Source organism: Microbacterium sp. GCM10027623 (assembly GCF_042666935.1).
Taxonomy (GTDB): domain Bacteria; phylum Actinomycetota; class Actinomycetes; order Actinomycetales; family Microbacteriaceae; genus Microbacterium.
In genome coordinates this window covers 458,026-484,600 of sequence record NZ_JBHTHE010000001.1, presented here as the reverse complement: position 1 = coordinate 484,600, position 26,575 = coordinate 458,026, and the positions used below count along the sequence as shown (strand labels likewise).

At 68.1% G+C, this 26,575-nt stretch carries 26 protein-coding genes; 19 read left to right on the top strand and 7 right to left on the bottom strand.

What is annotated here, in order from left to right:
- Positions 1-168: 168 nt before the first annotated feature.
- From ACFQY2_RS02170 to ACFQY2_RS02120, 11 genes are all read left to right on the top strand, one after another.
- Positions 169-1,302: a Gfo/Idh/MocA family protein gene (locus ACFQY2_RS02170; RefSeq protein ID WP_378743971.1), complete on the top strand. Its 1,134-nt coding sequence runs from the start codon at positions 169-171 to the stop codon at positions 1,300-1,302.
- Between the two features lie 16 nt (positions 1,303-1,318).
- Positions 1,319-2,560 carry an AGE family epimerase/isomerase gene (locus ACFQY2_RS02165; protein WP_378743970.1) on the top strand — a complete coding sequence of 414 codons (1,242 nt, stop codon included), beginning with the start codon at positions 1,319-1,321 and terminating at the stop codon, positions 2,558-2,560.
- Complete coding sequence (locus ACFQY2_RS02160) at positions 2,557-3,495, top strand: carbohydrate kinase family protein (RefSeq protein ID WP_378743969.1); 939 nt, start codon at positions 2,557-2,559, stop codon at positions 3,493-3,495. Before ACFQY2_RS02165 ends, ACFQY2_RS02160 begins: the two co-directional genes overlap by 4 nt.
- Positions 3,496-3,512: 17 nt before the next feature.
- A complete protein-coding gene (locus ACFQY2_RS02155) occupies positions 3,513-4,397 on the top strand; it encodes an aldolase (RefSeq protein ID WP_378743968.1) in 885 nt (294 codons plus the stop codon).
- A gap of 39 nt (positions 4,398-4,436) precedes the next feature.
- Complete coding sequence (locus ACFQY2_RS02150; RefSeq protein WP_378743967.1) at positions 4,437-5,759, top strand: ABC transporter substrate-binding protein; 1,323 nt, start codon at positions 4,437-4,439, stop codon at positions 5,757-5,759.
- 4 nt (positions 5,760-5,763) lie between these two features.
- Positions 5,764-6,702: a carbohydrate ABC transporter permease gene (locus ACFQY2_RS02145; RefSeq protein WP_378743966.1), complete on the top strand. Its 939-nt coding sequence runs from the start codon at positions 5,764-5,766 to the stop codon at positions 6,700-6,702.
- A complete protein-coding gene (locus ACFQY2_RS02140; RefSeq protein WP_378743965.1) occupies positions 6,699-7,514 on the top strand; it encodes a carbohydrate ABC transporter permease in 816 nt (271 codons plus the stop codon). The genes ACFQY2_RS02145 and ACFQY2_RS02140 overlap by 4 nt, the downstream gene beginning before the upstream one ends.
- A 49-nt stretch (positions 7,515-7,563) precedes the next feature.
- A complete protein-coding gene (locus ACFQY2_RS02135; protein ID WP_378743964.1) occupies positions 7,564-8,988 on the top strand; it encodes an NAD-dependent succinate-semialdehyde dehydrogenase in 1,425 nt (474 codons plus the stop codon).
- Positions 8,989-9,013: 25 nt separating this feature from the next.
- The gene (locus ACFQY2_RS02130) at positions 9,014-9,754 is read left to right on the top strand and encodes a sulfite exporter TauE/SafE family protein (RefSeq protein WP_378743963.1); all 741 of its coding nucleotides are present in this window, start codon (positions 9,014-9,016) and stop codon (positions 9,752-9,754) included.
- Between the two features lie 105 nt (positions 9,755-9,859).
- Positions 9,860-10,636, top strand: coding sequence for a DeoR/GlpR family DNA-binding transcription regulator (locus ACFQY2_RS02125; protein ID WP_378743962.1), 777 nt, complete (start codon positions 9,860-9,862; stop codon positions 10,634-10,636).
- Positions 10,637-10,744: 108 nt separating this feature from the next.
- A complete protein-coding gene (locus tag ACFQY2_RS02120; RefSeq protein WP_378743961.1) occupies positions 10,745-11,527 on the top strand; it encodes an aspartate dehydrogenase domain-containing protein in 783 nt (260 codons plus the stop codon).
- A 65-nt stretch (positions 11,528-11,592) separates the two neighbouring features.
- Here the strand turns inward: ACFQY2_RS02120 and ACFQY2_RS02115 are convergent, their stop codons facing one another.
- Genes ACFQY2_RS02115 through ACFQY2_RS02105 form a run of 3 tightly spaced genes read right to left on the bottom strand, consistent with a single transcriptional unit; the run spans position 11,593 to position 13,891 of the window.
- On the bottom strand, positions 11,593-12,258 hold the full coding sequence (locus tag ACFQY2_RS02115) for an FMN-dependent NADH-azoreductase (RefSeq protein ID WP_378743960.1): 666 nt from the start codon (positions 12,256-12,258) through the stop codon (positions 11,593-11,595).
- Positions 12,259-12,309: 51 nt separating this feature from the next.
- A complete protein-coding gene (locus tag ACFQY2_RS02110; protein WP_378743959.1) occupies positions 12,310-12,930 on the bottom strand; it encodes an NADPH-dependent F420 reductase in 621 nt (206 codons plus the stop codon).
- A 25-nt stretch (positions 12,931-12,955) separates the two neighbouring features.
- A complete protein-coding gene (locus ACFQY2_RS02105; RefSeq protein ID WP_378743958.1) occupies positions 12,956-13,891 on the bottom strand; it encodes an SDR family oxidoreductase in 936 nt (311 codons plus the stop codon).
- Between the two features lie 51 nt (positions 13,892-13,942).
- Between ACFQY2_RS02105 and ACFQY2_RS02100 the strand changes: the two genes are divergently transcribed.
- Positions 13,943-14,563: a TetR/AcrR family transcriptional regulator gene (locus tag ACFQY2_RS02100; RefSeq protein WP_378743957.1), complete on the top strand. Its 621-nt coding sequence runs from the start codon at positions 13,943-13,945 to the stop codon at positions 14,561-14,563.
- A 7-nt stretch (positions 14,564-14,570) separates the two neighbouring features.
- Here ACFQY2_RS02100 and ACFQY2_RS02095 read toward each other — a convergent pair whose 3' ends face one another.
- Positions 14,571-14,927 carry a metalloregulator ArsR/SmtB family transcription factor gene (locus ACFQY2_RS02095; RefSeq protein ID WP_378743956.1) on the bottom strand — a complete coding sequence of 119 codons (357 nt, stop codon included), beginning with the start codon at positions 14,925-14,927 and terminating at the stop codon, positions 14,571-14,573.
- 88 nt (positions 14,928-15,015) lie between these two features.
- Between ACFQY2_RS02095 and ACFQY2_RS02090 the strand changes: the two genes are divergently transcribed.
- Positions 15,016-16,323: an FAD-dependent oxidoreductase gene (locus ACFQY2_RS02090; RefSeq protein ID WP_378743955.1), complete on the top strand. Its 1,308-nt coding sequence runs from the start codon at positions 15,016-15,018 to the stop codon at positions 16,321-16,323.
- 19 nt (positions 16,324-16,342) lie between these two features.
- Here the strand turns inward: ACFQY2_RS02090 and ACFQY2_RS02085 are convergent, their stop codons facing one another.
- The 3 genes from ACFQY2_RS02085 to ACFQY2_RS02075 are packed head-to-tail and all read right to left on the bottom strand — an operon-like array spanning position 16,343 to position 19,121.
- The gene (locus tag ACFQY2_RS02085) at positions 16,343-17,218 is read right to left on the bottom strand and encodes an SMP-30/gluconolactonase/LRE family protein (RefSeq protein ID WP_378743954.1); all 876 of its coding nucleotides are present in this window, start codon (positions 17,216-17,218) and stop codon (positions 16,343-16,345) included.
- Positions 17,215-18,108, bottom strand: coding sequence for an MBL fold metallo-hydrolase (locus tag ACFQY2_RS02080; protein ID WP_378743953.1), 894 nt, complete (start codon positions 18,106-18,108; stop codon positions 17,215-17,217). The genes ACFQY2_RS02085 and ACFQY2_RS02080 overlap by 4 nt, the downstream gene beginning before the upstream one ends.
- Positions 18,105-19,121, bottom strand: coding sequence for a LacI family DNA-binding transcriptional regulator (locus ACFQY2_RS02075; protein WP_378743952.1), 1,017 nt, complete (start codon positions 19,119-19,121; stop codon positions 18,105-18,107). Before ACFQY2_RS02075 ends, ACFQY2_RS02080 begins: the two co-directional genes overlap by 4 nt.
- 145 nt (positions 19,122-19,266) lie before the next feature.
- Here ACFQY2_RS02075 and ACFQY2_RS02070 point away from each other — a divergent pair, with 145 nt between their 5' ends.
- From ACFQY2_RS02070 to ACFQY2_RS02045, 6 genes are all read left to right on the top strand, one after another.
- Positions 19,267-20,544, top strand: a complete 1,278-nt coding sequence (locus tag ACFQY2_RS02070; RefSeq protein WP_378743951.1) for an ABC transporter substrate-binding protein — start codon at positions 19,267-19,269, stop codon at positions 20,542-20,544.
- A 2-nt stretch (positions 20,545-20,546) separates the two neighbouring features.
- Positions 20,547-21,467, top strand: coding sequence for a carbohydrate ABC transporter permease (locus tag ACFQY2_RS02065; RefSeq protein WP_378743950.1), 921 nt, complete (start codon positions 20,547-20,549; stop codon positions 21,465-21,467).
- Positions 21,468-21,583: 116 nt separating this feature from the next.
- Positions 21,584-22,405 carry a carbohydrate ABC transporter permease gene (locus ACFQY2_RS02060; protein WP_378743949.1) on the top strand — a complete coding sequence of 274 codons (822 nt, stop codon included), beginning with the start codon at positions 21,584-21,586 and terminating at the stop codon, positions 22,403-22,405.
- Between the two features lie 25 nt (positions 22,406-22,430).
- Complete coding sequence (locus ACFQY2_RS02055; protein WP_378743948.1) at positions 22,431-24,314, top strand: beta-L-arabinofuranosidase domain-containing protein; 1,884 nt, start codon at positions 22,431-22,433, stop codon at positions 24,312-24,314.
- Complete coding sequence (locus tag ACFQY2_RS02050) at positions 24,311-25,279, top strand: PdxA family protein (protein WP_378743947.1); 969 nt, start codon at positions 24,311-24,313, stop codon at positions 25,277-25,279. The genes ACFQY2_RS02055 and ACFQY2_RS02050 overlap by 4 nt, the downstream gene beginning before the upstream one ends.
- A complete protein-coding gene (locus ACFQY2_RS02045; RefSeq protein WP_378743946.1) occupies positions 25,276-26,541 on the top strand; it encodes a four-carbon acid sugar kinase family protein in 1,266 nt (421 codons plus the stop codon). Before ACFQY2_RS02050 ends, ACFQY2_RS02045 begins: the two co-directional genes overlap by 4 nt.
- Positions 26,542-26,575: the final 34 nt, after the last annotated feature.

The following is a 26,575-nucleotide window of genomic DNA, read 5'->3' as shown; positions in this document are numbered from 1 at the left end:
CGCCGGGGCCGCGCTGGTGCGCCGGGGGTGCGCAGCGCCGTCCGGTGGTGAGCCGTGCCCGGGAGTGCAGAATGACCTCTTGACGGAGTCAGCGTCCGATCGCTATTGTTGTTCGAAACCCGACAGACAGTGTTGGAAACCTAACATTCGGCGAAGAAGGCGGACGCGATGACAGGGATTGAGACCGACTCGGCAGAAGGCCTGCGCTACGGTCTGATCGGTGCAGGCACGATGGGCCAGGAGCACATCCGCTACATCGAGTTGATCGAGGGCGGCGAGATCGTCGCGATCACCGATCCGCACGCTCCTTCGCTGGAGAAGGCGCGGGGCATGCTCTCTCGCGATGTCGCCACGTATGACAACCACCTCGAGATGCTCGCCGAGGAGCGTCTGGACGCGCTGCTGATCGCCACGCCGAACGACACCCACGCCCAGATCCTGCTGGACGTCTTCGCCTCGGGCGTCGTGCTGCCGATCATGGTCGAGAAGCCCCTGGTGACCTCCCCCGCCGACGTCGAGCGCATCCGCTCCGCGGCCGCGAGCTACCCCGCACCGATCTGGGTCGCCATGGAGTACCGCTACATGCCGCCGGTGCAGGCATTCCTGAAGGATGTCCACGGCGGCCGCGTCGGCACCCCGCGGATGCTGGCGATCACCGAGCATCGCTTCCCGTTCATGCACAAGGTCGACGACTGGAACCGCTTCGCGGCCCGCACCGGCGGAACCCTCGTCGAGAAGTGCTGCCACTTCTTCGACCTCATGCGCCTGATCCTGCAGGACGAGCCCGTGCGCGTCTACGCATCCGGCGCCGCCGACGTGAACCACAAGGACGAGGACTACGACGGGCATGTTCCCGACATCCTCGACAACGCGTTCGTGATCGTCGACTTCTCTCGCGGGAGCCGCGCGATGCTGAACCTGTCGATGTTCGCCGAGGGCAGCCGGTACCAGGAGCACATGTCGGTGGTCGGCGACGTCGCCAAGGTCGAGATCGGCGTCCCCGTCTCGGCGCACCACTGGGAGGGCTCCGAGAGCCCGGCCTACATCGAGTTCAGCCCCAGGGATCCCCAAGGCCCACATCGCCAGGACGTCGCCCTCGATCGTGAGCTGCTGCTGGCCGGCGGCCATTACGGCTCGACGTACTTCGAGCACCTGAAGTTCCAGCAGGTCGTGCGCGGCGAGGCCGACGTGGAGGTCACCGTCGAGGACGGACTGCGCGCCGTGCTGATGGGAATGGCCGCCGAGCGGTCGGTCGTCGAGCACACCCCCGTCGACCTCGATTTCGCCGCGAACCCGAGCTGAGAGAAAGACCGATCCGATGAAGTGGCTCAACACCCCCGCACACGCCCGCTGGCTGGAGGCCGAGGCCGACCGCACCTTCGAGTTCGGCCGCGCCGCGAAGGTGCCGACCGGCTTCGGCTGGCTGAGCAACCAGGGAGTGGTGCGCGAGGACAAGAACACCGAGCTGTGGATCACCAGCCGCATGGTGCACGTCTACTCCTTGGCCGCGCTCCTGGGTCGCCCGGGTGCCGCCTCTTACGTCGACCACGGCATCCGTGCGCTGAACGGCCCGCTGCGGGACGCCGTCAACGGCGGCTGGTTCGCCGAGGTGGATTCCGAGGGCCCGGTCGACGACAGCAAGCCCGGGTACGCGCACTGCTTCGTGCTGCTGGGCGCCGCGAGTGCGACCGCCGCCGGCCGCCCGGGTGCGCGCGAACTGCTCGACGACGCCATCGAGCTCTTCGAGAAGCGCTTCTGGGATGAGCAGAATCAGATCAGCCTCGAATCCTGGAACGCCGACTTCACCGAGACGGAGGCATACCGTGGCGGCAACGTGAACATGCACACGGTCGAGGCCTTCCTCGTGGTCGCCGACGTGACCGGAGACGACAAGTGGCTGCACCGGGCGCTCGCGATCTCCGCGAAGGTGATCCACGACGTCGCGCGGGGCAACGACTACCGGGTCGTGGAGCACTTCGACGAGCACATGAATCCGCTCTTCGAGTACAACACGGACAACCGAGCGCACCGTTTCCGTGCCTACGGCGGAACGCCAGGGCACTGGACCGAATGGGCGCGACTGCTGCTCTCGCTGCGTGCGTCGCTCATCGCCCGGGACCTGGATGCTCCGGACTGGCTGCTCGAGGATGCGATCGGCGTCTTCCAGGCCGCGGTGCGCGATGCGTGGGAGCCGGACGGCAACCCGGGATTCGTGTACTCGGTGGGCTGGGACGGGGAGCCGGTGGTCCGCGAGCGCATCCGCTGGGTGGTCGTCGAGGCGATGGGCGGGGCATCCGCCCTGTACAACGTGACCGGCGAGGACCAGTACGAGCAGTGGTACCAGAAGTTCTGGGACTATGCGAAGACCTACCTGATCGACACCGTGAACGGTTCGTGGTGGCAGGAGCTGTCCCCCGAGAACGTGGTGTCCACGGAGGTGTGGGACGGCAAGCCCGACATCTACCACCTGATGCACTGCCTGCTGGTGCCGCGGCTGCCCCTGGCACCAGCGATGGCTCCGGCGCTCGCCGCCGGCCTGCTCGATTCGGTGACCTCATGACCACCCCGCGCGCGGTCTTCATCGGTGTCGCGACCGAGGACTCCATCGCGGTCGTCGACCGCTACCCGGACGCCGACGAGCGCGTCGTGGCATCCGGCATGGTCTTCGGCGGCGGAGGCCCCGCCGCGACGGCGGCGGTCGCCGCCGCGCGACTGGGCGTGCCGAGCGCCGTCGTCGCCGCGGTCGGCGACGATGAGGCCGGCGACCGGGTGCGCGAGCGGCTCATCGCCGAGGACGTCGACGTCTCGGGGATCGTCACGGTCTCCGGCGCGGAGACGTCGCGCAGCATCGTCGTGATCAGCGGTCCGGAGCGCTCGCGGGCGATCGTCAACCGGGTGGGACCGGCGCTCGATCTGACCGGCGACGAACGCGCGCGCGAGTTGATGACCGGCGCGCGCTGGGTGCACGTCGACCAGCACGGCTGGCGTGCCGTCCGCGACGTGCGCGACCGCATCGCCGGCGGCATCCGCCTCTCCATCGACGCCGGCAACGACATCCCCGGGCTCGACCTGTCCGGCACGGCGCTGTATGCGCCGACCCGCGAGGCCCTCCAGCGCCGATACGGCGACGGGGACCTCGACGAGAACATGCGGCGGGCGATCGCCGACGGTGCCGAGACGGTCGTCGTCACCGACGGCGGCCGCGGGTCGCACGCGCTGCGAGCCGACGGCCGCGCCGCCCACGCGATGCCGCCGTCCGCCGAACTGGTGAGCACCCTGGGGGCGGGGGACGTGTTCCACGGCGCCCTGATCGCCGGGCTGATGCACGCCGAGGACGGCGCGCTCGGCGGCGGCTTCGAGCGCGTCATCGCCTACGCCACCATCGTGGCGACCCTGTCCTGCCGCGGCATCGACGGCCGCTCGCGCATACCCACCCATCCCGAGACCCTGCGGGCGCTGGCGGCTCTGGACGCCGACGACGCCGTGGCCGTCTGAGAAGAGGAAGCACTGTGATGACCGATACGACGACAGGCGCCGACCGTCTGGCTCCGCTGCGCAGGCCCTCGGGCGCCTTCGCGATGCTGGCGGTCGACCAACGCGAGGCGCTGCGGAACATGCTCGCGGAGCACACCGATCAGCCGGTGTCGGATGAGGATGTGACCGCGTTCAAGCTGGACGCCGCGCGCATTCTCACCCCGCACGCCTCGGCCGTGCTGATCGATCGCCAGTTCGCGCTCGATCAGGCGATCGAACAAGGCGTCGTCGACGCCGGCTGCGGCCTGATCGGCTCCGCCGACCACTTCGAGTCCGCCCACGGCGAGCTCGTGGGGGAGGTCACCATCGACCGTCTGGTCGACGCGCACGCTCTCAAGCGCCGCGGCGCGGTCGCGCTCAAGCTCCTCGTGCTCTACCGTCCGGACGGCGGTGCCGCCGAGCGCATCGCCATGACGCGCGAGTTCATCGGCATCTGCGCGGACGCAGGACTCGCCAGCATCATCGAACCCGTCTCCCGCGGTCCGGTGGACGGCGGTGACTGGGACTGGAACGAGGGCGTGCACCAGGCCGCCGCCGAGCTCGGCGGCCTCGGCGCCGACCTGTACAAGGCCGAGATGCCGCTGCGCGGTCAGGGCGATGAAGCAGTGCTGCGTGCCGAGTGCGCGCGTCTGACCGACACCATCGACGGACCGTGGGTCATTCTGTCCTCCGGCGTGTCTCCTGACCTGTTCCCGGAGGCCGTGCGGATCGCGTGCGGGGCCGGGGCCTCCGGATTCCTCGCCGGCCGTGCCGTCTGGGCGCCGTCACTCGGCGCCGACGATGTGAGAGCGGATCTTGCAGTAAACGCCGTTGCACGCCTGCAGCGGCTGTCCGACGTCGCCGACCACGCGGTCGGTCGATGAACAACCAGCACAACACCACCAACACAACGGAGTATGGGAATGTCTGCATTTGAGAAATGGCAGCCGACGCGTCGCCAGCTGTTCGGGGCGGCGGGAGCACTCGGCATCGGAGCACTGCTGGCCTCGTGCGCAGGGCCGGGAACCGGAACCGGCGGGGGAGGCGGCGGCACCGGCAGCGGTGCGCTCAAGCCCGGCGGAAAAGTCACCGGTGACCTCTCGTTCGCGCACTGGCGCGGCGAGGACCGTGAGGCGTTCGACGACCTGATCAAGAAGTTCGTGGAGAAGTATCCCGACACGGCGATCACGCAGGACATCTCGACGTCGAACGACTACGCGGCCCAGGCCTTCCGTCGTCTTCGCGACGGGAAGATCGGCGACGTCGCCGTGGCCGGCCGCGGCGATCAGTTCGAGCAGTTCACCACCACGGGACTGTTCGAGCCGCTGGACGAGACCGGTTTGACCGAGAAGTACCAGGCCAGTCTCATCGAGGTGGGCGCCAAGGACGGCAAGCAGTACGGCTACCCGTACCAGATCGTCTACAACGTGCCGATCGCGAACATGGATCTGCTCAGCAGCGTCGGCGTGACCGAGGCCCCCGCGTACTGGGACGCCTACATCGACATGCTCGACAAGCTCAAGACCAAGGGCATCACGCCGATCGCCTTCCCCGGTGCGGATGCCGGAAACGCCGGGCAGCTCATGAACTCGATGGTGATGAACCTCGCCCCCTCCGACGACATGTTCACGCAGATGCAGGAGGGCAAGACCAAGTGCACCGATGACTGGTTCGTGGAGATGCTGCGGCGGTACGCGCAGCTCGGCGCTTACGTGCAGCCCAACGCCGCGGGCACAGCGGTGGAGCCGGCGCAGCAGATGTTCAACACGGGCCAGGCCGCCATCCTCTCGACCGGCAGCTATCACATCGCCGCGGTTCGCTCCCTGGGCGCGACCTTCCCCATCGATCTGGTTCCCGCCCGCACCAACGCGGAGGGCGAGGGCAAGTACGAGGGCATCTACAACGCGACCTTCATCCTCGGCATCAACTCCAAGGGCGACAACAAGGCCACCGCGCTCGCGTGGCTCGAGTTCCTCAGCGATCCGACGAACGCGGGTGCCTACGGCGATGCGACCGCTCAGCACACCTCGGTCGCGGGCGTCGAATACACCAACCCCGACCTCAAGCGCATCGCGCCCTGGCTGGACAAGAATCTCGTCATCGCGCCGCGATTCCAGTTCCTCGACCTCGACATGCGCAACGCGGTGGAGGCCGCCGGTGTCGCCGCACTGACGGGCACCCAGCCGGAGAAGGCAGCCGAAGACGCGCAGAAGATCGTCGACGAGCGAATCGCCGCCAAGGGGTAGGACCGTGACGACGACCGAGCTCATCGTCACGGGAGCGGCGACGAAGAGAAGGTTCGGCGGCCGACGCTCCGGGAGGAGGACAGCCCCTGCGCTGTACCTCTTCCCGGTGCCGGCGCTGATCATCTACATCGCCTTCTTCGTGGTGCCCACACTGCAGACGTTCCAGTACTCGATCACGAACTGGGATGGCTACAGTGCGGAATTCGACTACGTGGGGCTGAAGAACTTCGCCCGGGCCTTCACCGGAGACACGTTGTTCACGAACGCGCTGGTGAACAACATGAAGTTCATGATCGTCGTCGTCATCGGGCAGACGATCGTCGCGTTGACGATGGCCGTGCTGCTCATGAAGAACACGAAGACGAACGTGTTCCTGCGTGCGCTGTACTTCTTCCCGACGATCCTGTCGTCGGTCTCGGTCGGCTTCATCTGGAAGTTCGTCTACGACCCGAACTACGGGGTGATCAACAGCCTCCTCGGAGCGGTCGGCATCCAGGGACCCGGGTTCCTGGGCGACGCCACCGCGGCGATCTACTGGCTGGCGGTGACGCAGATCTGGTTCCACGCGGGCATGATGATCGTCATCTTCGTCGCGGGCCTGCAGGCGATCCCGGCAGAGCTGTACGAGGCCGCGGAGGTCGACGGGGCGGGGCCATGGCGGCGATTCACCTCGATCACCTGGCCGCTCATCGCCCCGGCGATGTCGATCGTGGTCGCCTACACCACGATCCAGTCGTTCAAGGCGTTCGACGTCGTGCTCAGCATCTCGGGCAATCCGCCCAGCCGTGCGCTCGACATCCTCTCCACCCGCATCTACGCGACGTTCGCGAACTCGCAGTTCGGGTACGCGGCGGCCGAGTCGGTGCTCTTCATCATCTTCATCCTGGTGACCGTGTTCGTGCTGCGTCGCTTCCTGCGACTGATCCAGAGGGGTGAATCATGACCGGCAGGCTCTCGCGGGGCGCCGTCCTCTTCATCTACGCGGTGCTCATCGTCGTCCCGCTGGTGGTCGTCTTCTCGGGCAGCTTCAAGACCACCGGGGAGCTCTTCGAGAACTCCTTCGGCGTCCCGCCCGCGCCGAGCCTCGACAACTATCACGAGGTGCTCACCGGCGGGAACCTGGCGACCGCCTTCGCGAACAGCGCCATGATCACGGTGTGCTCGGTGACGATCACGCTGTTCGTGGCCTCGCTCGCGGCGTACGGGATCTCGCGCATCCCGGGCTGGAAGGGAGTCGTACTGCTGGGCGTCTTCATCGCCGGCATGTCCGTGCCGACGCAGGCGAACATGATCCCGCAGTTCGTGCAGTTCGGTCAGCTCGGGCTGCTGGACAGCCAGTTCGGCCTGATCCTGATCAACATCGTGATGACGCTGCCGGTGGCGGTGTTCATCCTCGGCGGATTCATGAAGACCCTTCCCAGCGGGCTGTACGAGGCCGCCGAGATCGACGGGTCGGGAGCCTGGCGCACGTACGTGTCGATCGCGATGCCGCTGTCGGCGCCCTCGCTGGCGGCCACGGCGACGTTCCTGTTCGTCATGCACTGGAACGAGCTGCTGTACCCGCTGATGTTCATCTCGTCCGAGGACAAGGTGACGCTGCCACTGGCGCTGCTGCGGTTCCAGGGCGAGTACCTCACCAACTACCCGGTGCTGTTCGCGGGCGTGGTGCTGGCATCCGTCCCGATCGTGATCGCCTACGTGTTCCTGCAACGCTACTTCGTGGCGGGCATGACCAGCGGCGCGGTCAAGGGCTGACATCGACGCGGACGACGTCGCGACGACAGATACGAGGAGAACCCAGGACATGGACACGAAGACCACGCTCATCGACGGCGTCTGGACGGCGCTCGAGCAGCGACGCGAGGTGATCTCGCCCGGAACCGGCGACGTGGTCGGAAGCGTGTGCTGGGGGACGGCGGATGATGCCAGGCGGGCCGCCGATGCCGCCGGGCGCGCCTTCGCATCCTGGGCGGGGACGTCCGCCCGGGCGCGCGCCGACATCCTGCTGCGCGCTGCCGACCTGCTGACCGAGCGCCGCGACGAGATCGCCCGGATCCTCGCGGCCGAGGCCGGCAAGCGCCTGCCCGAAGCGGTCGGCGAGCTGGCGTTCTCGGCGGAGTACATCCGCTGGTTCGCGGAGGAGGTGCGTCGCCCGCAGGGCAGCGTCTACGCGCAGGAGGATGCCGCCCGCCGGCATCTGAGCACGCGCAGTGCAGCCGGCGTGGTGGTCAGTCTGACGTCGTGGAACTTCCCGTGCTCACTGCAGGCGCGCAAGCTCGCCCCCGCACTCGCGGCGGGCTGCCCCGTCGTGGTCCGCGTCTCGGAGCGCGCGCCGCTCGCGGTGACCGAGATGATCCGCGCGTTCACGGATGCCGGCGTGCCCGCGGGCGTCCTCGGGCTCGTGCACGGTCCGTCCCGGGCGATCACGGACGCGCTGCTCGAGCATCCGAGCGTCCGCGTCGTGACGTTCACCGGATCGACGTCGGTCGGCCGGGCGATCATGGCGAAGGCCGCCGAGCGCGTGGTGCGGCCGATGCTCGAGCTCGGTGGGGACGCCGGGTTCGTCGTGTTCGACGATGCGGACGTCGATGAGGCGGTGCATGCCGCGGTGCTGGCGAAGACCCGCAACACCGGCCAGTCCTGCGTGGCCGCGAATCGCTTCATCGTGCAGAACGGAATCCACGACGAGTTCGTGGCGAAGCTCGCGGCGCGGCTGGACGCGATGAGCATCGGCGACGGGCTGGCGGAGCCGACACCGGATCTCGGTCCGATGATCGATGCCAAGGCGGTGAGCGCCGTGGACGCGATCGTGGCCGACGCGGTCTCCCGCGGCGCCCGCGAGGTCACGACGGCCCGCGACGTGCCCTCCGGAGGCACCTTCGTGCGCCCGATGCTGTTCACCCACGTGCCCGACGACGCCCTGCTGGCGCGGGAAGAGGTGTTCGGACCCGTGGCCGGGGTGTTCCCCTTCGACACGGAGGACGAGGCGATCGCCCGGGCCAACAGCACCGAGATGGGGCTCGCGGCCTACGTGTTCACGAAGGACGCAGCGCGCTGCTGGCGGGTCGCGGAGCAGCTGCAGGCGGGGATCGTGGGGATCAACGACCCCCTTCCGTCGGTGGCCTTCGCGCCCATGGGCGGCGTGAAGCAGTCCGGACTGGGCCGAGAGGGCGCCACGATCGGACTCGAGGAGTTCACCGAACCGAAGTACCTCGCCTGGCGGCTGTGATCGTGCGCACGCGGCGGCACCGCGCATGACCGGTCTGCTCGTGAACCTGGCACTCGGCGGCGCGGTCTTCCTGGGGGCCGCGACCCAGCGCATCTCCGGCATGGGCTTCGCTCTGGTGGCCTCCCCCTTCCTGGTGGCCCTGCTCGGACCGTTCGACGGGGTGGTGCTCATCAATCTGCTGGGCGCGCTGACGGCGTTCGTGCTGTTCGCCGCGACGTGGCGGCGCGTGGAGTATCGGCGCGCGGGGCTGCTGCTCGTGCCGGCGGTGATCGCCGCTCTTCCCGGTGCGCTGGTCGCCCGACTCGTCCCCTCCGCGATCCTGTCGATCGTCGTCGGCGGGCTGGTCGTGCTCACCCTGGTCGGCAGCTTCTTCGCCGTCAGCAACGTGCGAATGATGGGGCGAGGAGGAGCGGTGCTGGCCGGAGGGGTCTCGGGTTTCATGGGTGCCTCCGCCGGAGTCGGGGGCCCCGCGATCTCGGCCTACGCGATCGCCATCCGCTGGCCGCAACCCGCCTTCGCCATCACCGTGCAGCCGTACTTCTGCGCGTTGGCGATCATCTCCCTCGCGTTCAAGGGCGCTCTGCCGCAGCTGACCTGGCAGGGGTGGGCCTCCTGCGGAGCGGCGTTGGCGGCGGGCCTCCTCGTCGGGCACTTCCTGGCGCGCATCGTGAAGCCTCGAGCTGCCCGGACCCTCGTCATCGTGCTCGCGTTCGCGGGCGCGGCGGTCATCATCGTCAAAGGAGTGGTGGAGTTGTGGGCGTCGTGAACTCGTTAGGGGCCGCCGTGCATCTATCTTGTAAGCAGGCACGGTCTCGTGATCAGGCGCAGCGTCGGCGGTGTCGATGGGGCCGGATCGAGGGAGTAGGTGGACATGGCGGGCAATGACGCGCTGACCGCGCGCCAGCACGCGATCGCACAGGACCTCAAGGAACGCGGGTTCGTCTCCACGACGGCGCTGGCCGAGAAGTACCAGGTCTCCGACATGACGATCCGCCGCGATGCCAGGCGCCTCGAGCAGCAGGGCATCGCGCGGTCCGTGCACGGCGGGCTGATGCTGCCGCACGGCACAGTGCACGGCGCGGGGTTCGCGGCGCGGGCGAACGACGACAGCGAGGCGAAGCATGGCATCGCCGCTGCCTGCATCGAGCTCATTTCGGAGGGCGAGCGCATCTTCATCGACGCGGGAACCACCGCGTACAGCGTTGCCCGGGCTCTGCCGTCGACGTTCTCCGGCACGCTGATCACGCACTCGGCTCCGGTCATGCAGATCGCCCTGCAGCTGCCGAACGCGACGACCATCTCGCTCGGCGGGCAGCTGCTCCACGACAGCCAGGCCTTCGTCGGGCACATCGCCATCGCGAATCTCCAGGGACTGCGTGCAGAGGCCGCCTTCCTCGGGATCGCCGGGGTCGACGAGCACGGACTGTACATCGAGCGCAACCTCGAGCTGACGACGAAGCGGGCGATCATGGCCGCCTCCGATCGGGTCGTCCTCGTCGCCGCGGCCAGCAAGATGGGCCGCAGCGACCTCGTCCGGCTGGGCGATTTCACCGACATCGACGTACTCGTCACCGACCAGGAGCCGCCGACCGCGATCGCCGCGGCGCTCACGGAGGCGGGCGTGCAGGTGATCGTCACCGGTACCTAGGGCCGTGAGCGCCGCCTCAGCCGATCATCCCGCGCTCGGCCTCTCCGATGAGTGCTGCGGCTTCCCGCCGATGCGCCGCCGTCGCCGTGCCTGACCTAGGGTCGAGACATGACGGGTCTGCGGGTCGGGTTCCTCGGCGACGGGCACCTGAACGGGGTGCTGCACCGGGCGGTGCGGGAGTCGCGTCCTTACCGCGTGGTCGGCGTGTACGGACGGGATGCCGTGCTGCCCGGTTCCGGGATGGTCGACGTCATCGTCGAGGCGGCCACCCAGCAGGCGGTTCGAGAACGCGTGCCGCCGCTGCTCGCGGACGGGATCGATGTGATCCTGCTGTCCGTCGGCGCGCTGGCCGACGCCGCCGTGCGGTCCGAGCTGCTGCAGCGGATGCCGGGGCGCGGCCTGCTCATCCCCTGCACCGGCGCGATCGGCGGGCTGGACCAGGTGCGCGCTCTGCGCGCCGCCGGCCCGTTGGAGTCGGTCTCGCTGGAGAGCCGCAAGCTGCCAGGAGCCCTGATCCAACCGTGGATGCGGACTCGCCTGACGGAGTCGCTGCGTGCCGGCGACACCGAGATCGTCCTGGCCGACGGGCCGGCCGCGGAGGTCGCGCAGCGGTTCCCGGCATCCGCCAACGTCGCGGCGGCGCTCGCGCTCGCCGCGGATGCCTGGGAGGTGGCGACCGCTCGGATCGTCGCTGATCCCTCCGCCGTACGGACGCGGCATGAGATTCGCGCTTCCGGCGTCCTCGGCGAGGTGCGCACGATCGTGACCAACGCGCCGTCGGTCGAGCGGCCCCGTTCCAGCGCTGTCGTGGCCTGGGCCGCCCTGCGGGCACTGGACGACTACGCGCGGCTGCGGGGGTTCCCGAACGCCGGGGGCGTCACGTTCCTGTGACCGAGGGCGCAGCACCGAGAGGCAGGCGGTCCGCAAGGGCCGCCTGCCTCTCGCCGTGTCCGCTGTCAGGCCGCAGCGGTGTCGGCGAAGCTCGCCGCGACGCGCTTGCCGTGCTCTTCGGCCGCCTCGTGCGCCCGAGCGCGGTTCTCCTTGGCGAGATCCACGAGGTGGGCCATGGCCGGGTTGTGCTCGGCGAGGGTCAGCTCGGTCTCGATGATCTCGGTCTCGTAGCCGAACACGTCACGGAAGATGCGCAGCAGCCACGGCGTGCCGTGGTCCCAGCCGTAGCGCGGGGTGCCCTCGGAGTACCCGCCGCCGCGGGAGACGACGATGAAGGCGGTCTTGCCCTCGCCCGGGCGTGCTCCGGGGCTGAAGCGACTGTCGGTGATGATGGCGTCCAGCCAGGCCTTGGTGTGCTGCGAGACGCCGAAGTTGTAGAACGGCGCGCCGATGATCAGCAGGTCCGCGGCGTCGACCTCGTCCGCCAGCATCCGCGCATAGGCGACCGCCGCGACCTGCTCGACGGAGCGCTGGTCCTCGGGCGCGAACCCGGCGTTCGCGGCCAGGCCCCACGTGGTCGGAGGCACCGGCTCGGTGGCGAGATCGCGGCGGGTGACCGTCGCCACGTCGTCGAGTTCGGAGGTGAGGGTCTCGAGCAGGGTATCCGACAGTGCGCGGCTGACCGAGGCCTCACCGCGAATGGAGGCGTCGAGGCGGAAGATGCGGGTCATAGTGGGTCGCTTTCTCTTTTTCTGGGTGGGATCTGGATGTGTCTTCGCGGCTCAGCCGGCGTCGACGTTGAGGGCGAAGTCGAAGCTGCCGAGGCCGTTCTGCGCCAGGCCGATCAGCAGCGTGCTGGTCGCCTCGAGATTGCGCGCCATCACCAGTCCGCCGACATCGAGGGGACGCAGCCCGAGGCTCGTGATGAACTCCGAGACGCGCTCCTTGGCGGCCGCGTCGTCTGAGGCCACGAACGTGTCTCGGCTTCCGCCGCGGGCGAGCACCTGGCCCACCAGGGTGTTGAACGCCTTCACGACCGTCGTCCCTGCGGGCAGCAGCTTGGAGAGCTCCTGCGCGCCGGAGCTTCCGGCCGGGGTGACCAGGGCGCCGGGCTCGGGCGAGTACGGGTTCGTAATGTCGATGATCACCTTTCCGGCGAGCGCGTCGCCGTACGAGCTCACAACGGGTGCGGCGACGGAGTAGGGCACGGCCAGGATGACGAGGTCGCCGGCCGGCACGGTGCCGTGCGCGCCGACGGTCGCGTCGATCTCCAGTCCGTCCGCGAACGCCTGTGCGCTGGCGGTACTGCGGCTGAGCACCTGGATGGTGTGCCCTGCCGCGGACGCGCGTCCGGCGATCGCGGCGGCCATGCCGCCGGTGCCGATGATGGTGATGTTGCTCATGTCGATCTCCTTCGGGGTGGGTTGTTCAACGTGCGGGGAAGTAGTGGCCGTTGTCGAGGCCGTCGAAGAGCCCGGGTTCACGGGGCTCCCAGCCGAGCTCGCGACGGGTGGTGAGATTGGATGCCGGGTAGCTGTGCGTCACGATGTTGGACAGGAAGCCGAAGTACCCGGGCACCATCAGCTCGTCGAGCGGGACGCTCAGGGCCGGTACGCCGACCCGTTCGCCGATGGCCTCGGCGAGGGAGCGGAGAGGGACCTCTCCGTCGGCGACGGCGTGCCAGTAGCTGCCCGCGGCGCCCTTCTCGAGCGCCAGACGGAAGATCCGGGCGACATCGCGGATGTGGATCGCATTCCACAGATTCGAGCCGTCCCCCGGATAGCCGGCGAAGCCCCTCTCCTTCGCCAGTGCGATCAGTGTCGGCAGGAACCCGGCCTGGTCGACGGTGCTGTGCGCGATGTTCGCCATCCGTACGACCGAGGAGCGCACGCCCTGCTCCGCGAAGCCGATGACCGCGGACTCCACGGTGTTGCGCATGCGCAGCGTTCCGCTGTGCTCGCCGTCGGCGGGCAGCGCCGGGTCGCTCTCGACGACGGGCCGCCCCAGGCTTCCGGGAGATCCGATGCTTCCGGCTGCGACGAGAGGCTTCCCGGTGCCCGCGAGAGCATCGCGGTAGGCGTTCATCACCTCGATCTCGGCGGCCGCCACCGCGTCCATCCCGCCGACGGGCAGGAGGTCCTGTCGGTGGGCGACGTGGACGACGCCGTCCGACTCCGCGGCCGCCCGCGTGAGACCGTCGAGATCGAGGAGGTCGCCGCGACGGGGCGTGGCGCCGAGGGCGGTGATCGCGGCGGCGGAGGCATCCGACCGGGCGAGTCCGGTGACCCGGTGGCCGGCTGCGATGAGTTCAGGGATGATGTGCGAACCGGTGTGGCCGGTACCGCCTGTGACGAGTACGTGCATGCCCAGTCAAACGGACTATCCCCCGTTTATTATTCCGCCTAATCTGAATTCGTGAGTATTCCCCTCGCGGCGCCCGGTGAGCCGCGCCCCAAGCGCGCGGATGCGGTGCGCAATCATGCGCGTCTGATCGCCGCCGCACAGGAGGTGCTCGCCGAGCGAGGCCCGGCAGGAATAACGATGGACGGCCTCGCCGAGCGCACGGGGCTCGGCAAGGGGACGGTGTTCCGCGCCTTCGGCTCCCGCGCAGGGATCTTCCGGGATCTGCTCGGCGCGGACGAGGTCGCCTTCCAAGAGCAGGTGATGCGGGGGGCGCCACCTCTGGGGCCGGGAGCCGACCCCGTGCAGCGGCTCGTCGCGTACGGTCGTGCGCGTTATGCGCACTCGATGAACCACCTGCAGATCATCCGCGAGACGCTGGATCCGGCGAGCGACGTACCCGCCTCCAGTGTGCGTTTCACGCAGATCCACATCCGGATGCTGTTGGCGCAGGCCGACATCGGCGTCGACGATCTCGACAATCTGGCCGTGCAGCTCAGCGTGGCACTGGAGGGGCCGCTGCTGCTGGCGCTGCAGTCCCCGCCGCCTCCCACGGCACGCAGCGTCGGCTCCTTCGAGGACAGCTGGCAGACGCTCATCGAACGGGTCTGCACGCGTCCCGCATCCGAGGGCTGAGCGGCGTTCAGATCGAGAGGACTCCTGCGACGGAGGCCAACGCGTCCGGGCGCAGCCGGTAGTACGCCCAGGTGCCCCGCTTGGAGCGCGACAGGAACCCGGCTTCCGTGAGTACCTTCAGGTGATGCGACACGGTCGGCTGCGAGAGGCCGACGGGCTCGATCAGATCGCACACGCAGGCCTCCTGGCCCTCGGAGGAGGCGACGATCGACAGCAGTCGCAGTCGTGCGGGATCGGCGAGCGCCTTCAGGGCTCTCGAGAGCTGGTCGGCATCCGCCGGTGTGATCGGCTCCTTCACCAGCGGAGCGCAGCAGGTCGCGCCGCGCGGGGCGGTGACATCGGTGACCTCGAGCATCGTGACCATGTATCGATCATAATCGATATTGACAGGGATCGATATATGCCTCGATACTGAATATCGACGTTCATCGATATGTGGCTGGGAGGCCATCATGACTCTGCTCGATCTGACACCTCGCCCTCGACTGACCGATCGTCTGGCGACGCTGCCCGTCGTCATCGTCGGCGCCGGGCCGATCGGTCTCGCCGCGGCGGCGAACCTGGTCGAGAGGGGCATCGACTTCGTGGTGTTGGAGGCCGGCGATCGCCCCGCGTCCTCGGTGCGTCTGTGGGGGCACACCCGCCTGTTCTCGCCCTGGCGGCACCTGATCGACCCCGCATCTCGACGCCTGCTGACCGCCGCGGGGTGGACTCCGCCGCTCGATGAGGGCCGCGCGCCGACTGGCCTGCAGCTGGTCGACGAATACCTGGTGCCGCTGGCAGGGCTGGAGGCGATCCGCAGCCGGATCCGGTACGGCACGCGCGTGACGGCGGTGGCCCGGCAGGGCATGGATCGCACCCGCACTGTGGGCAGGGAGGCGACGCCGTTCCTGCTGCGCGTCATGACGGATGCCGGAGAAGTGGAGGAGATGACCGGGCGGGCGGTGATCGACGCCTCCGGCACGTACACGACCCCCAATCCCTTGGCCTCGTCCGGGTTGGAGCCGATGGGGGCCGGCAGCGCCGGCGACCGCATCGTGCACGCGCTGCCGGACGTTCTCGGCGCTGATCGGGACCGGTTCGCCGGTCGGCGCACGACCGTCGTGGGAGCCGGGCACTCCGCGGCGAACACCCTGATCGCGCTGGCCGAGTTGTCGAAGAGCGAGCCGGGCACGCACGTGACCTGGCTGATCCGGAACGCGTCCGCCGTGCGCGTGTCCTCGTCGGCGGATGACGAGCTGGCCGACCGCGCGCGCCTCGGCTCGCGCGTGGATCAGCTCGTGGACTCCGGGATCATCGAGAAGATCGACTCGTTCGAGATCTCCACTGTCCGTCGACACGGTGACGGCATCCGCCTGATCGGTGCGCGGCGGGGCGAGCCGGCCGCCCACGACACCGATCTGGTCGTGGGGGCGACCGGCTTCCGGCCCGATCTGGACATGCTCCGCGAGATCCGGGTGCAGCTGGACGACATCGTCGAGGCGCCGATCCGCCTCGCCCCGCTGATCGACCCGAACGTGCACTCCTGCGGGACGGTCGCTCCGCACGGTGTCGAGGAGCTGCGGCATCCCGAATCCGGATTCTTCCTCGTCGGGATGAAGTCCTACGGTCGTGCGCCGACGTTCCTGCTCGCCACCGGCTACGAGCAGGTGCGCTCGGTTGTCGCGTGGCTGGACGGCGACATGCGCGCCGCGTCCGAGGTTCGGCTCACGCTCCCGGCGACGGGGGTGTGCTCCACAGGCGCAGGCGGATGCTGCTGAGGGCGCCGGCCGATGCCGCTCAGTCGAAGCGGGCCTCCCGGGTCGTCGTCCTGACGCGGTAGAGGCTCGTCGTGGCGGCGATGAAGAGCTCGTCGCCGTGGTCGCCGCCGAAGCACAGGTTGGCGACGACCTCGGGCACCGGGATGTGAAGCAGTTCATCACCGACGGGGGAGAAGACGTGCACCCCGTCTCCCGCCGAGGACCACACGCGCCCCTCGACGTCGACCGCGATGCCGTCGGAGAGGCCCACCTCGATGGAGGCGAAATGGCGACCCCCGCTCGCGGTGGCGCCTTGGACCTCGTAGGCGCGGATCCAGTGACCAGGCCCGTCACCCAGGGCCGCGGCTGTGTCGCTCACGTACACGGTCTTCCCGTCCGGCGCGAAGGCGATGCCGTTCGGGCGGTCGATGTCATCGATGACCGAGGTGAGGCCGTCGGAGTCCGACCACCGGAACACCCGGCAGTCCCCGTACTCGCGGACGCCGGGGTGCCCCTCCTGCGGCTGACGGATGCCGTAGTCCGGATCGGTGAACCAGTAGGAGCCGTCCGGGGCGAGCGCCACGTCGTTCGGGGAGTTGAGGCGATGCTCCCCCCAGTGCGCGACCAGCTCGGTGAGCTCCCCGTCGGCCGACTCCCGCTCGAGCCTCCGGCGGCCGTGCGAGCACTGCACGACGCTGCCGTCGCGGTCCAGCATCCGCCCGTTCGTGAACTCGACCTCGGAGCGGTGCACACTCACCTCGCCGGTCGCCGCATCCCACCGCATGATCCGGTTGCCGGGGATGTCGCTCCAGCGCACGGCCCGTTCGTCCGGAATCCACAGCGGACCCTCGTTCCACGTGCCACCGGTCGCCAGCTGCTCCAACTGCGATCCCTCTGCGATCAGTTCGTCCGTCATGCGTGCTCTCCTGTCTCTTCGTCGGCGGATTCTGCTTCGCGGTATGCCACCCGCACGGCCCCCGCGATGCGGACGGCGTCGGGCTGTGCGTCGATCAGCTGCGGCACGATCTCGGCGACCGCCTGCTCGGCACTCCGTCCCTCCTGCCAGGCCGCCCGACTGAGACGGCGAACGTCGCGCAGATAGCGGCGATAGCCCTCGATCAGCTCTGCTCCGCCGAAGGGGCCGTGACTGGGAACGATGATGCGCGGACGCATCGCCTGCAATTCGTCCAGGCTCGTCAGCCAGTGGCGCAAACTCGAGTGAGGGCTGGCGAATGACGGAGGCGGCCGCATCGCGATATCTCCCGAGAACACGACGCCATCGTCGACGACCAGGGCGATGGTGTCTCCCGGTGTGTGGTTGGGGCCCATGGCTCGCAGCTGCACGCGGACTCCGCCGAGGTCGAGTACGAGCACGTCATCGAAGACGATGTCCGGCTCGCGGAATCGTGCCCCGGCGAGCAGTTCTGCGTACTCGGTGGAGCGCTTCCGGAAGTCGTCCGCGACCCCCAGGCCCGTCTCGGCGATCTCCTCGACCTGGGGGCGCGATCTGATCATCACGGTGCCCGCGGGAAACGCCGAGGCACCCAGGTCGTGTTCAGGGTGCACGTGCGTGGTAACCAGCCGCAGGGGGAGATCGCCGGCAAGCTTCCGTGCCACTCCGAGCACCGCCCGGCCATTGGGCTCGCCGATCCCCGTGTCGATCACGAGGGCCGCCCTGCCCCCCACCACGATTCCGGCATTGGGCACGCCGGGGACCCCGCCGTCGGCGATCGCATGCACGTGCGGTGAAACGCGGAGGAGGTTATCGGGGTTGATGAGGGGAGCGGCCCAGCTGCCGACGTTCACGCGGGCAGCACCGCCGTCGATCCGCGCACAATGAGCTCGCACTCGTGCGCGATCTCTCCGCGCATCTCCTTGCCCTCGAGCACGGAGAGCACCGAGTGCGCCGCGAGGCGGCCGAGATCGTCCAGTCGCGCGTCGATCGTGGTCAGCATGGGACGAGACGCGAGCGCCATCACATCCCAGTTGTCGAAGCCGACGACGGACACGTCCTCGGGTACGCGGACCGATTCCTGCTGGAGCTGTTCCACCATTCCCCGAGCGATCTGATCACTTCCGCAGAAGACGGCATCGAATGGCACGTGCGAGCGGGTCAGGATGCTGGCGGCCTGTCTGCCCCAGGCTTCGGACCACTCGCCCCACATCACGGATCGCTCCGCGGGCTCGACGCCCGCCTCGCGCAGCTGCTGAAGCATGCCACTGTGCCGCAACCGCGCCGACAGATGCTTCTGCGGACCGGAGACGTAGGCGATGCGGCGCCGTCCCAGAGACAGCAGATGGGACGTGGCCAGTCGTGCACCCTGTTCGTCATCGATCACGATCGACAGATCCTCCGGGCGCTGCGACGGAGAGAGCACGTAGCAGACGGGCACGCGGGTGGGAATGCCGATGGGTGCTCGCGACTCGGCTCGTCTGCCCGTGACGATGATCGCGTCGACGCGGCGGGCGAGGAAAGTCTGAAGGTGATGATTCTCCCGGATCGGATCGCCCCGTCCGTCGGCGAGCAGCACTGAGATCCGCCCGGCGCTCAGTGCGTCCTCGACGCCGAGCATGAGCGGTATCGCGAAGCGGGTGAAGCTGTCGGTGGTGAGCAGTCCGATCGTGTACGACCGCGAGGAGCGGGATTCGCGTCGAGGAGCGCGTGCGGTGTAGCCGAGCCGTTGCGCGACCTCGGTCACATGGGTTCTCGTCTCATCGCGCATCCGTCCCGTTCCGTTGAGCGCTTTCGAGACGGTGCTGATCGACACCTCTGCCTCACGAGCGACGTCCGAGATGGTGGGTTGCGATGGATTCGTCATTGAACACCCTCCTTTCGCACGAGTTTTCTCTCTTGAATAGCGGGCGTCAAGTGCATGATTGAGAAAGTCTGGGAAAAGTTTGGTAATTGCGCACCGGCCCTCAGACACTGGCATCACAGCAAGTCCCACTCAATGAGGAGCAACAATGACTGCATTACGAAAGACGCTCGCCGCCGGCGCCGGTCTGCTGACTGCTGCCCTGGTCCTCACGGCCTGCGGAGGTTCGACGGAAGGCGACGGCTCCGGCGACGTCGATGAGCTGACCATGTGGGCGCGTTCATCGACGCAGGACTACACGCAGGCTCTGGTCGACGCCTACAACGCCGATCACGACACCCAGATCAAGCTGACCATCGTCGCCTCCGACAGCTTCCAGCAGAAGGTCGGCGCCGCAGCGGGCGCCGGATCACTGCCCGACATCCTGGCATCCGACGTGGTCTACGCGCCGAACTACGCGAAGCAGTCTGTATACCAGGACATCTCGGACCGGGTGAAGAAGCTGCCATTCGCCGACGACCTCGTCTCCGCGCACATCGAGGCCTCGACGTTCGACGGCAAGATCTACGCCGTGCCGCACAAGGTCGACTCGAGCTTCATCTTCTACAACAAGAATCTCTTCGCCGCAGCAGGCCTCGACCCTGAGAACCCGCCCCGCACCTATGACGAGATCTACGACGCGGCCAAGGCGATCAGAGCCCTCGGCGGAGACACCTACGGCCTTTACTTCCCGGGTAACTGCGCGGGGTGCAACGCGTACACCTCCTTCGGAGTGGCGCGGGCCGGCGACGAAGTGCCCTTCGCTGACGACGGCAAGAAGGCAGACATCGACAGCACCGCGCTCAGCGACTGGTTCGGACTCTACCAGCGCCTCTTCGCCGACGGGCTGGTCCCTCCTGGTGCCTCCACGGGCGACTCGACCACGCAGCAGGAGCCCTTCCTACAGGGCAAGGTCGGCATGTGGCCGAACGGGTCCTACTCGATCCCGACTGTCAACGAGTCCATCGACTTCGAGTGGGGTTATATGCCTCTGGCCAACGCGGATGGTTCCAACACCGGGACGTTCGTGGGCGGTGACGTGGTCGGCGTGACGAGCACGACCAAGAAGTCCGACGCGGCGTGGGACTTCATCGAATGGACACTCGAGGAGGAGGCTCAGGTCGACATCGTCGCCAAGGACGGAAATCTTCCCGTGCGCGTCGACCTCTCCGACAACGAGTTCACCTCTGCTGATCCCCGGCTCGAGGCGATCACGGCGGGCATGGCGAACGGCTACACGCCCTCCACGCTCGCCTACGGCGAGGCCATCAACTCGCCGAACGGTCCCTGGCTGACTGCGATGCGCGGTGTGGTCTTCAACGGCGACGCCGGTGCACTCGCGACCGGCCAGAAGGCCATTCAGGCGCTGGTCGACGGAACCAACTGATCGTGGTCACCACAGCACTCCCCGCGGGGCCGACGCGCATGCGCCGGTCCCGCGGGGCCGCACGCCAGCAGCTCGCCGGATGGGCATTCATCGGGCCGACGGCGGTCACCATCCTCGTGCTGTTCATCCTGCCGCTCGCGATCGTGGTCTTCATGTCGCTGAGCGACTGGCCTCTGCTCGGCTCCCCCGAACTCATCGGCGTCGGCAACTACATCGAGATCTTCAGCGACCCTGGCTATATCGGCGCCATCCTGTTCACCCTCGGCTACACGGCCCTCGCGACGATTGCGATCTTCGTGCTCGCGATCCTGCTCGCGGCCTTCCTGAACACGGCTCGCCGCGGTGCGAAGTTCTACCGCATCGCGATCTTCGCCCCTTATGTAGTCGGTCTCTCCACCGCCAGCCTGATGTGGGTCGTCAACTACAACGACCAGGTCGGCATCTATGCACAAGCGCTGCGCTGGCTGGGCATCGCCGACGGCCCCGTCGGCTTCTTCGACACTCCGCTCAGTGCCACACTCGCAGTGACCTTCATGATCGTCTGGAAGTTCGTCGGATTCCAAGTGATCATCCTCCTGGTGGCGCTGCAGTCCATCCCCTCGAGCGTCAACGAAGCCTCGCTGATGGACGGCGCGAACGCCTGGCAGCGCTTCTTCTACATCACCCTGCCGTTCCTGCGGCCCACGCTGGCGCTGCTGCTCGTGCTGTCGGTGACCGGATCCCTGCTGGCATTCGATCAATTCATGGTGATGACACAGGGGGGTCCCGACAACAGCACCGTGACCATGGTGATGAAGATCTACAACACCGCGTTCACCTCCTTCGACCTCGGCAAGGCGGCGGCGCTGTCGATCGTCATGCTCATCGCGCTCGTCATCATCAACGGACTGCAGCTCAAGTTCGTGAAGGGCTCAGACAAATGACCTCTATCACCCGCACTTCCACGTCCACCACCCGGACTGAGCTGCTGACCACCGCCGGCGCACGCTCGCGTCACCTTCGCCTTCGCCGCGTGCGCCCGAGTGCGCGGCGGACACTCATGAGCATCCCGTATCACGTCACCGGGATCGTCCTCGCGTTGCTGTTCCTGTTTCCGCTGCTGTGGTCGACACTGAACTCCTTCAAAACATCGTCGGAAGCGAGCGCGTCGCCTCCGACGCTCTGGCCGCAGCAGTGGAGCGGTGAGAACTACTCCGAGCTCGTCGCCAACGGCGAGGGGCTCGGGCAGTACATCGGAAACTCGCTCGTCGTGGCTGTCGTCTCGGTGGTCCTCACGATCGTCATCGCCACCCTCGGTGGCTATGGCTTCGCCCGTTTCCAGTTCCCCGGCAAGAACATCGTGTTCCTCGCCGTGATCGCGGTGCTGATGGTGCCGCACGCGACCCTGGTGCTCCCGCTGTACTTCATGTTCGCCAAGGCGGGGCTGCAGGACAGCCTGGTCGGTGTGGGCCTCGTGCTCACGGTGTTCCAGCTGCCATTCAGCATCTTCCTGATGCGTAACAGCTTCGAGGCGATCCCGCTCGAGCTGGAGGAGGCGGGCAAGGTCGATGGTGCCAACTCGCTGGGCGTCTTCCTGCGCATCTCGCTTCCGCTGGTCCTGCCTGGTGTGGTGACGGTCGCGCTGTTCGCGTTCCTGGTCTCCTGGAACGAGTTCTTCATCCCCCTGCTCCTGCTGAACGATGGGGCGCATTTCACTCTCTCGGTCATGCTCGTCAACATTCGCACCGGGGCGTACGGCTCCATCGACTGGGGGTTGCTGCAGGCGGGTACGACCGTCGCCATCCTCCCTTGTCTCGTCCTCTACCTCGTTCTGCAGCGCTTCTACATCGGTGGGCTCACCGAGGGTGCGCTGCGTGGCTGAATCCATGTCGACCCCAGGAGAACACATGCCTTCCATCCATTCCGCCTTCTCGTCTCTGCCTCTCGGCGCAGTGCGCCCTGCCGGCTGGCTGCGCCGGCAGCTGCAGATCCAGGCCGACGGACTGTCCGGCTCCATCGAGGAGTTGTGGCCGGATGTCGGTCCCGACTCGGGCTGGCTCGGCGGCGCCGGGGAGAGCTGGGAGCGCGGCCCTTACTACCTCGACGGTCTCGTGCCGCTGGCGCACCTGCTCGGCGATGAGGTGCTCATCGAGCGGGCTGACAAATGGGTCGAATGGATGCTGCAGAGCCAGCAGCCCAGTGGTCAGTTCGGTCCCGCGAGCAATGACGACTGGTGGACGCGGATGGTGGCGGCCAAGGTGCTCCAGCAACACGCCGAGGCCACCGGTGACGAGCGCGTGCTGCCGTTCCTGGAGCGCTACTACGAGTTCCAGCTCAGGGAGCTGCCCGGCCGCCCGCTGGAGCACTGGGCGGCGGCGCGCGCGATCGACAACGTGCTCGCATTGGCCTGGGTGCACGAGCGGCGTCCGCGCCCTGAGTGGGTGGAGCTGACGAGGCTTCTGCTGTCTCAGGGGTTGGACTGGGACGACGCGTTCGGCGAGGGGCTGATCACCGGCAAGGCGATGGGGTTCGATCACCGCACCCACGGCCCGAACGTCGCGATGGCACTGAAGAACCCGGTCGTGCGCTCGATGATGCTCGGCGAGGGCGAGCCGCACGGGGAGACGCAGCGGGCGCTCGCCAACCTCGACCGCTGGCACGGGATGGTGCACGGGATGTTCTCGGGCGAGGAGTGGCTCGCCGGGCGCGAAGCCGCGCGCGGGGTCGAGACCTGTCAGGTCGTCGAATACATGTTCACGATGGAGATCGCCGCGCGGGTGACCGGCGAGGCCGCGTACTCCGACCTGCTGGAGGGTGCCGCGTACAACCTGCTGCCGGCATCGTCCGACCCGCTCATGCGGGCGCACCAGTACCATCAGCAGGCGAACCAGATCGAGGCTTCCACGGCGGACCGCAACTGGGCGTACAGCACCAACGGAGCCAACGTGTTCGGCCTCGAGCCGCATTTCGGATGCTGCACGGCGAACTACCACCAGGGGTGGCCGAAGCTCGTCGCTGCGCTGTGGATGACAGCGGAGGACGCGCTCGCAGTCACCGCCTACGGGCCGTCCCGGGTCACCGCCGACGTCGGCGGCGGAGTGATCACGATCGACGAGATCACTGATTATCCTTTCGACGACACGATCGTTTTCCGCATCATCGACTCCACCGTGAGGCGCGACGTCGCGCTGCGACTGCGGATCCCCGAGTGGGCGCACGGCGCCGCCCTCACAGTGAACGCCGCGCCCGTCGCTGTGGACACCGACGAGCATGGGTACGTCGCACTCTCCCGGTCGTGGAAGCAGGGTGACGAGGTCGTACTGACCCTTCCGATGCGGCCCCGTCGCATCAAACGAGAGCGGCAGGCCGTCGGCGTGCGGCTTGGGCCGCTGGTGATGGTGGCCACCGCCGGTGAGCGCTGGCGCCCCATCCCCGACGCGAAGGGGATGGGCGAATGGGAGGTGTTCCCCGAGCGCAGCTGGAACTTCGGGCTGTATCCGGACGCCCCCGTGCCGCTCGAGGAGTGGTCCGTGCACCGACTGCCGGTCCCGGACGTGCCTTTCGGCCGTGAGGGCGTACCCGTGAGTATCACCGGCGTGGGCATCCGAACGCTCGCCGAATGGCAGCGGGACGGGGCTGACGCGGGCAACCCACCGGACGGGCCGCTTCCCGCACGATGGGCGAACATCGTCGAGCTCGTGCCCTACGGCAGCGCGACCATCCGCATCTCGGAGTTCCCGACCATCGTGCCCGTTCTCGGGGCGAAGGTCCCCGGGGAGTTCCTGCGATGACACCCGCTGTCGCACTGACCGCGGGCGACCCGGCGGGAGTCGGTCCCGAACTGCTCGTGCGCCTTCTCCGCGAGCTCCGCGGGCAGGATGAGGGGTCGATCGTCGTCGTGTCCTCGGAGGCGGAACTCGCTCAGGGCCTGATGCAGGCGGGATTCGATGCGGATGTCGATCAGCTGATCAGTGGGGCGCAGGCGACTCTCGAGGAGGTCGTCTGCGACCACCCCGGACCGGTGGGGGATGTCTCCGCGGCGAGTGGGCGCTGGGCGCTGATGGCGCTGAATCGCGCGCTTGAGCTGCATGCGGATGGACGCGTCGCGGGGTTGCAGTTCGGTCCGTTGAACAAGACATCGCTGCATCTGGGCGGAATGACCGAACCGGACGAGATGCGCTGGTTCGAGGCGAGGCTCGGTCCGACGGCGAGTGCATCCGAGGTCAACGTCAGTACGACCTTCTGGACGTCACGAGTCACATCGCACGTGGCCCTGCGAGAGGTGGCCGATCTCGTCACCGCCGAGGCTGTACGCGACTCCGTGCTGCTGCTGCACGGCCTGTTGTCCGCATCCGGCGTCGCCAGGCCACGGCTCGCCGTTTGCGCCTTGAATCCGCACGCGGGCGAGCACGGGCTGTTCGGCGATGAGGAGATCACCGCCATCGCCCCGGGGATCGCGCTCGCGGCAGAGAGCGATGTGGAGGTGTCGGGCCCCTTCCCCTGCGACACGCTCTTCCGGCGCGGGTTCGACGGGACCTACGACGGCATCGTCACGATGTACCACGATCAGGGACAGATCGCGCTGAAGACCAGGGCTTTCGACGGCGGAGTGACGCTGGAGGCGGGTCTTGCTCTCCCGATCTGCACGCCAGCGCACGGAACCGCCTTCGACATCGTCGGTTCGGGGCGCGCGAGCTTGGATTCCACTCTCAACGCCTACCGGCTGCTGTGCAGGCTGGTCGGTGGCGCCTCATGACCAGGCGGCGCTGCGTCGTCGTCCTCGACGACGACCCTACTGGGACTCAGTCCGCGTCGAACGTGACAGTGCTCTTGACCTGGGACGCCGACATCGTGGAGGAGGCGCTCGCAACCGCCGACAGCGTGTATCTCCAAACCAACAGCCGTGCGCTCGACGAACGGGACGCCATCGGACTCGTCCAGGCGATCCGCGGGGTGACGGCGGAGGTCGCGGATCGCCTCGACATCGATGTCCGACTGGTTCTTCGAGGCGACTCGACTCTCCGGGGGCACGTCGTCGCCGAAACCAGGGCGATCGCCGAGGTGGACGCCGTGCACCTTTTCGTTCCCGCCTTTCCGGCTGGTGGGAGGATCACGCGGAACGGCGTGCACCACCTGAGACAGGACGGCCGGCTGGTGCCGGTCTCTCAGACGGAGTACGCACACGACCCCGTCTTCGGCTTCAGCAGCAGCCGGCTTACCGCGTTCATCGAGTCGTACTCGGGAGCGCGTGCGCTGCACGTGCCACTCGACGAGGTGCGGACCGGCCGCCTGGCGGGTGTGCTGCGCGAGGCGCCCGCCGGATGCTTTGTCGTTCCGGATGCGGAGAATGACGAGGACATCGGAATCATCGCAGAGGCCGTCGAGCGCGTGTGGGACTCCAGGGCGGTGACCGTTCGGACCGCGGCGCCGCTGGCGGCGGCACTCGCGAAAGTGGTGAGCAGACAGCCGCTCGATGCCGAAGTGCTGTCGAGCGCTCGGTCAGTGCTCGTCGTCTGCGGCTCCCACACCGATGGCGCGCGAGCGCAGGTCGCCGCACTGTCCACTCGGCTCGGTCCACCCACGGTCGTCCGGACGACTGCCGCTCTCCGCGATCCCTACGCCGAGGGGGCGCGGGCCGCTGCGGAAGAGCTCTCCCTCTCCCGACCAGGGGCTGCGCGCTTCGTGGCCACTGAGCGGGATCGATGCGATTCGCACGACGGACTGCAGCACGGTGCAGCGGTGATGCAGGCTCTCACCGTGGCGGCTCGGCTTCTGGCAGCCGAGGCCGAAGTGGTGGTCACCAAGGGCGGCATCACGTCGGCGGAGGTGGTGCGACAGAGCCTGGGTGCGCGAGCGGCGCTCGTGTGCGGTCAGGTGCGTCCGGGAGTGAGCGTGTGGCGCGTGCGAACGGATGCTGGGCAGGAATGCGACTGCGTCATCGTGCCTGGAAACATGGGCGATCCGGAGATCCTCGTGGAGGCAGTCGACTGGGTCATCGGCGCCGTGCGAGAGACGTGACAGTCGTCGCAGACCCTCTCGCATCTCGCGTCCA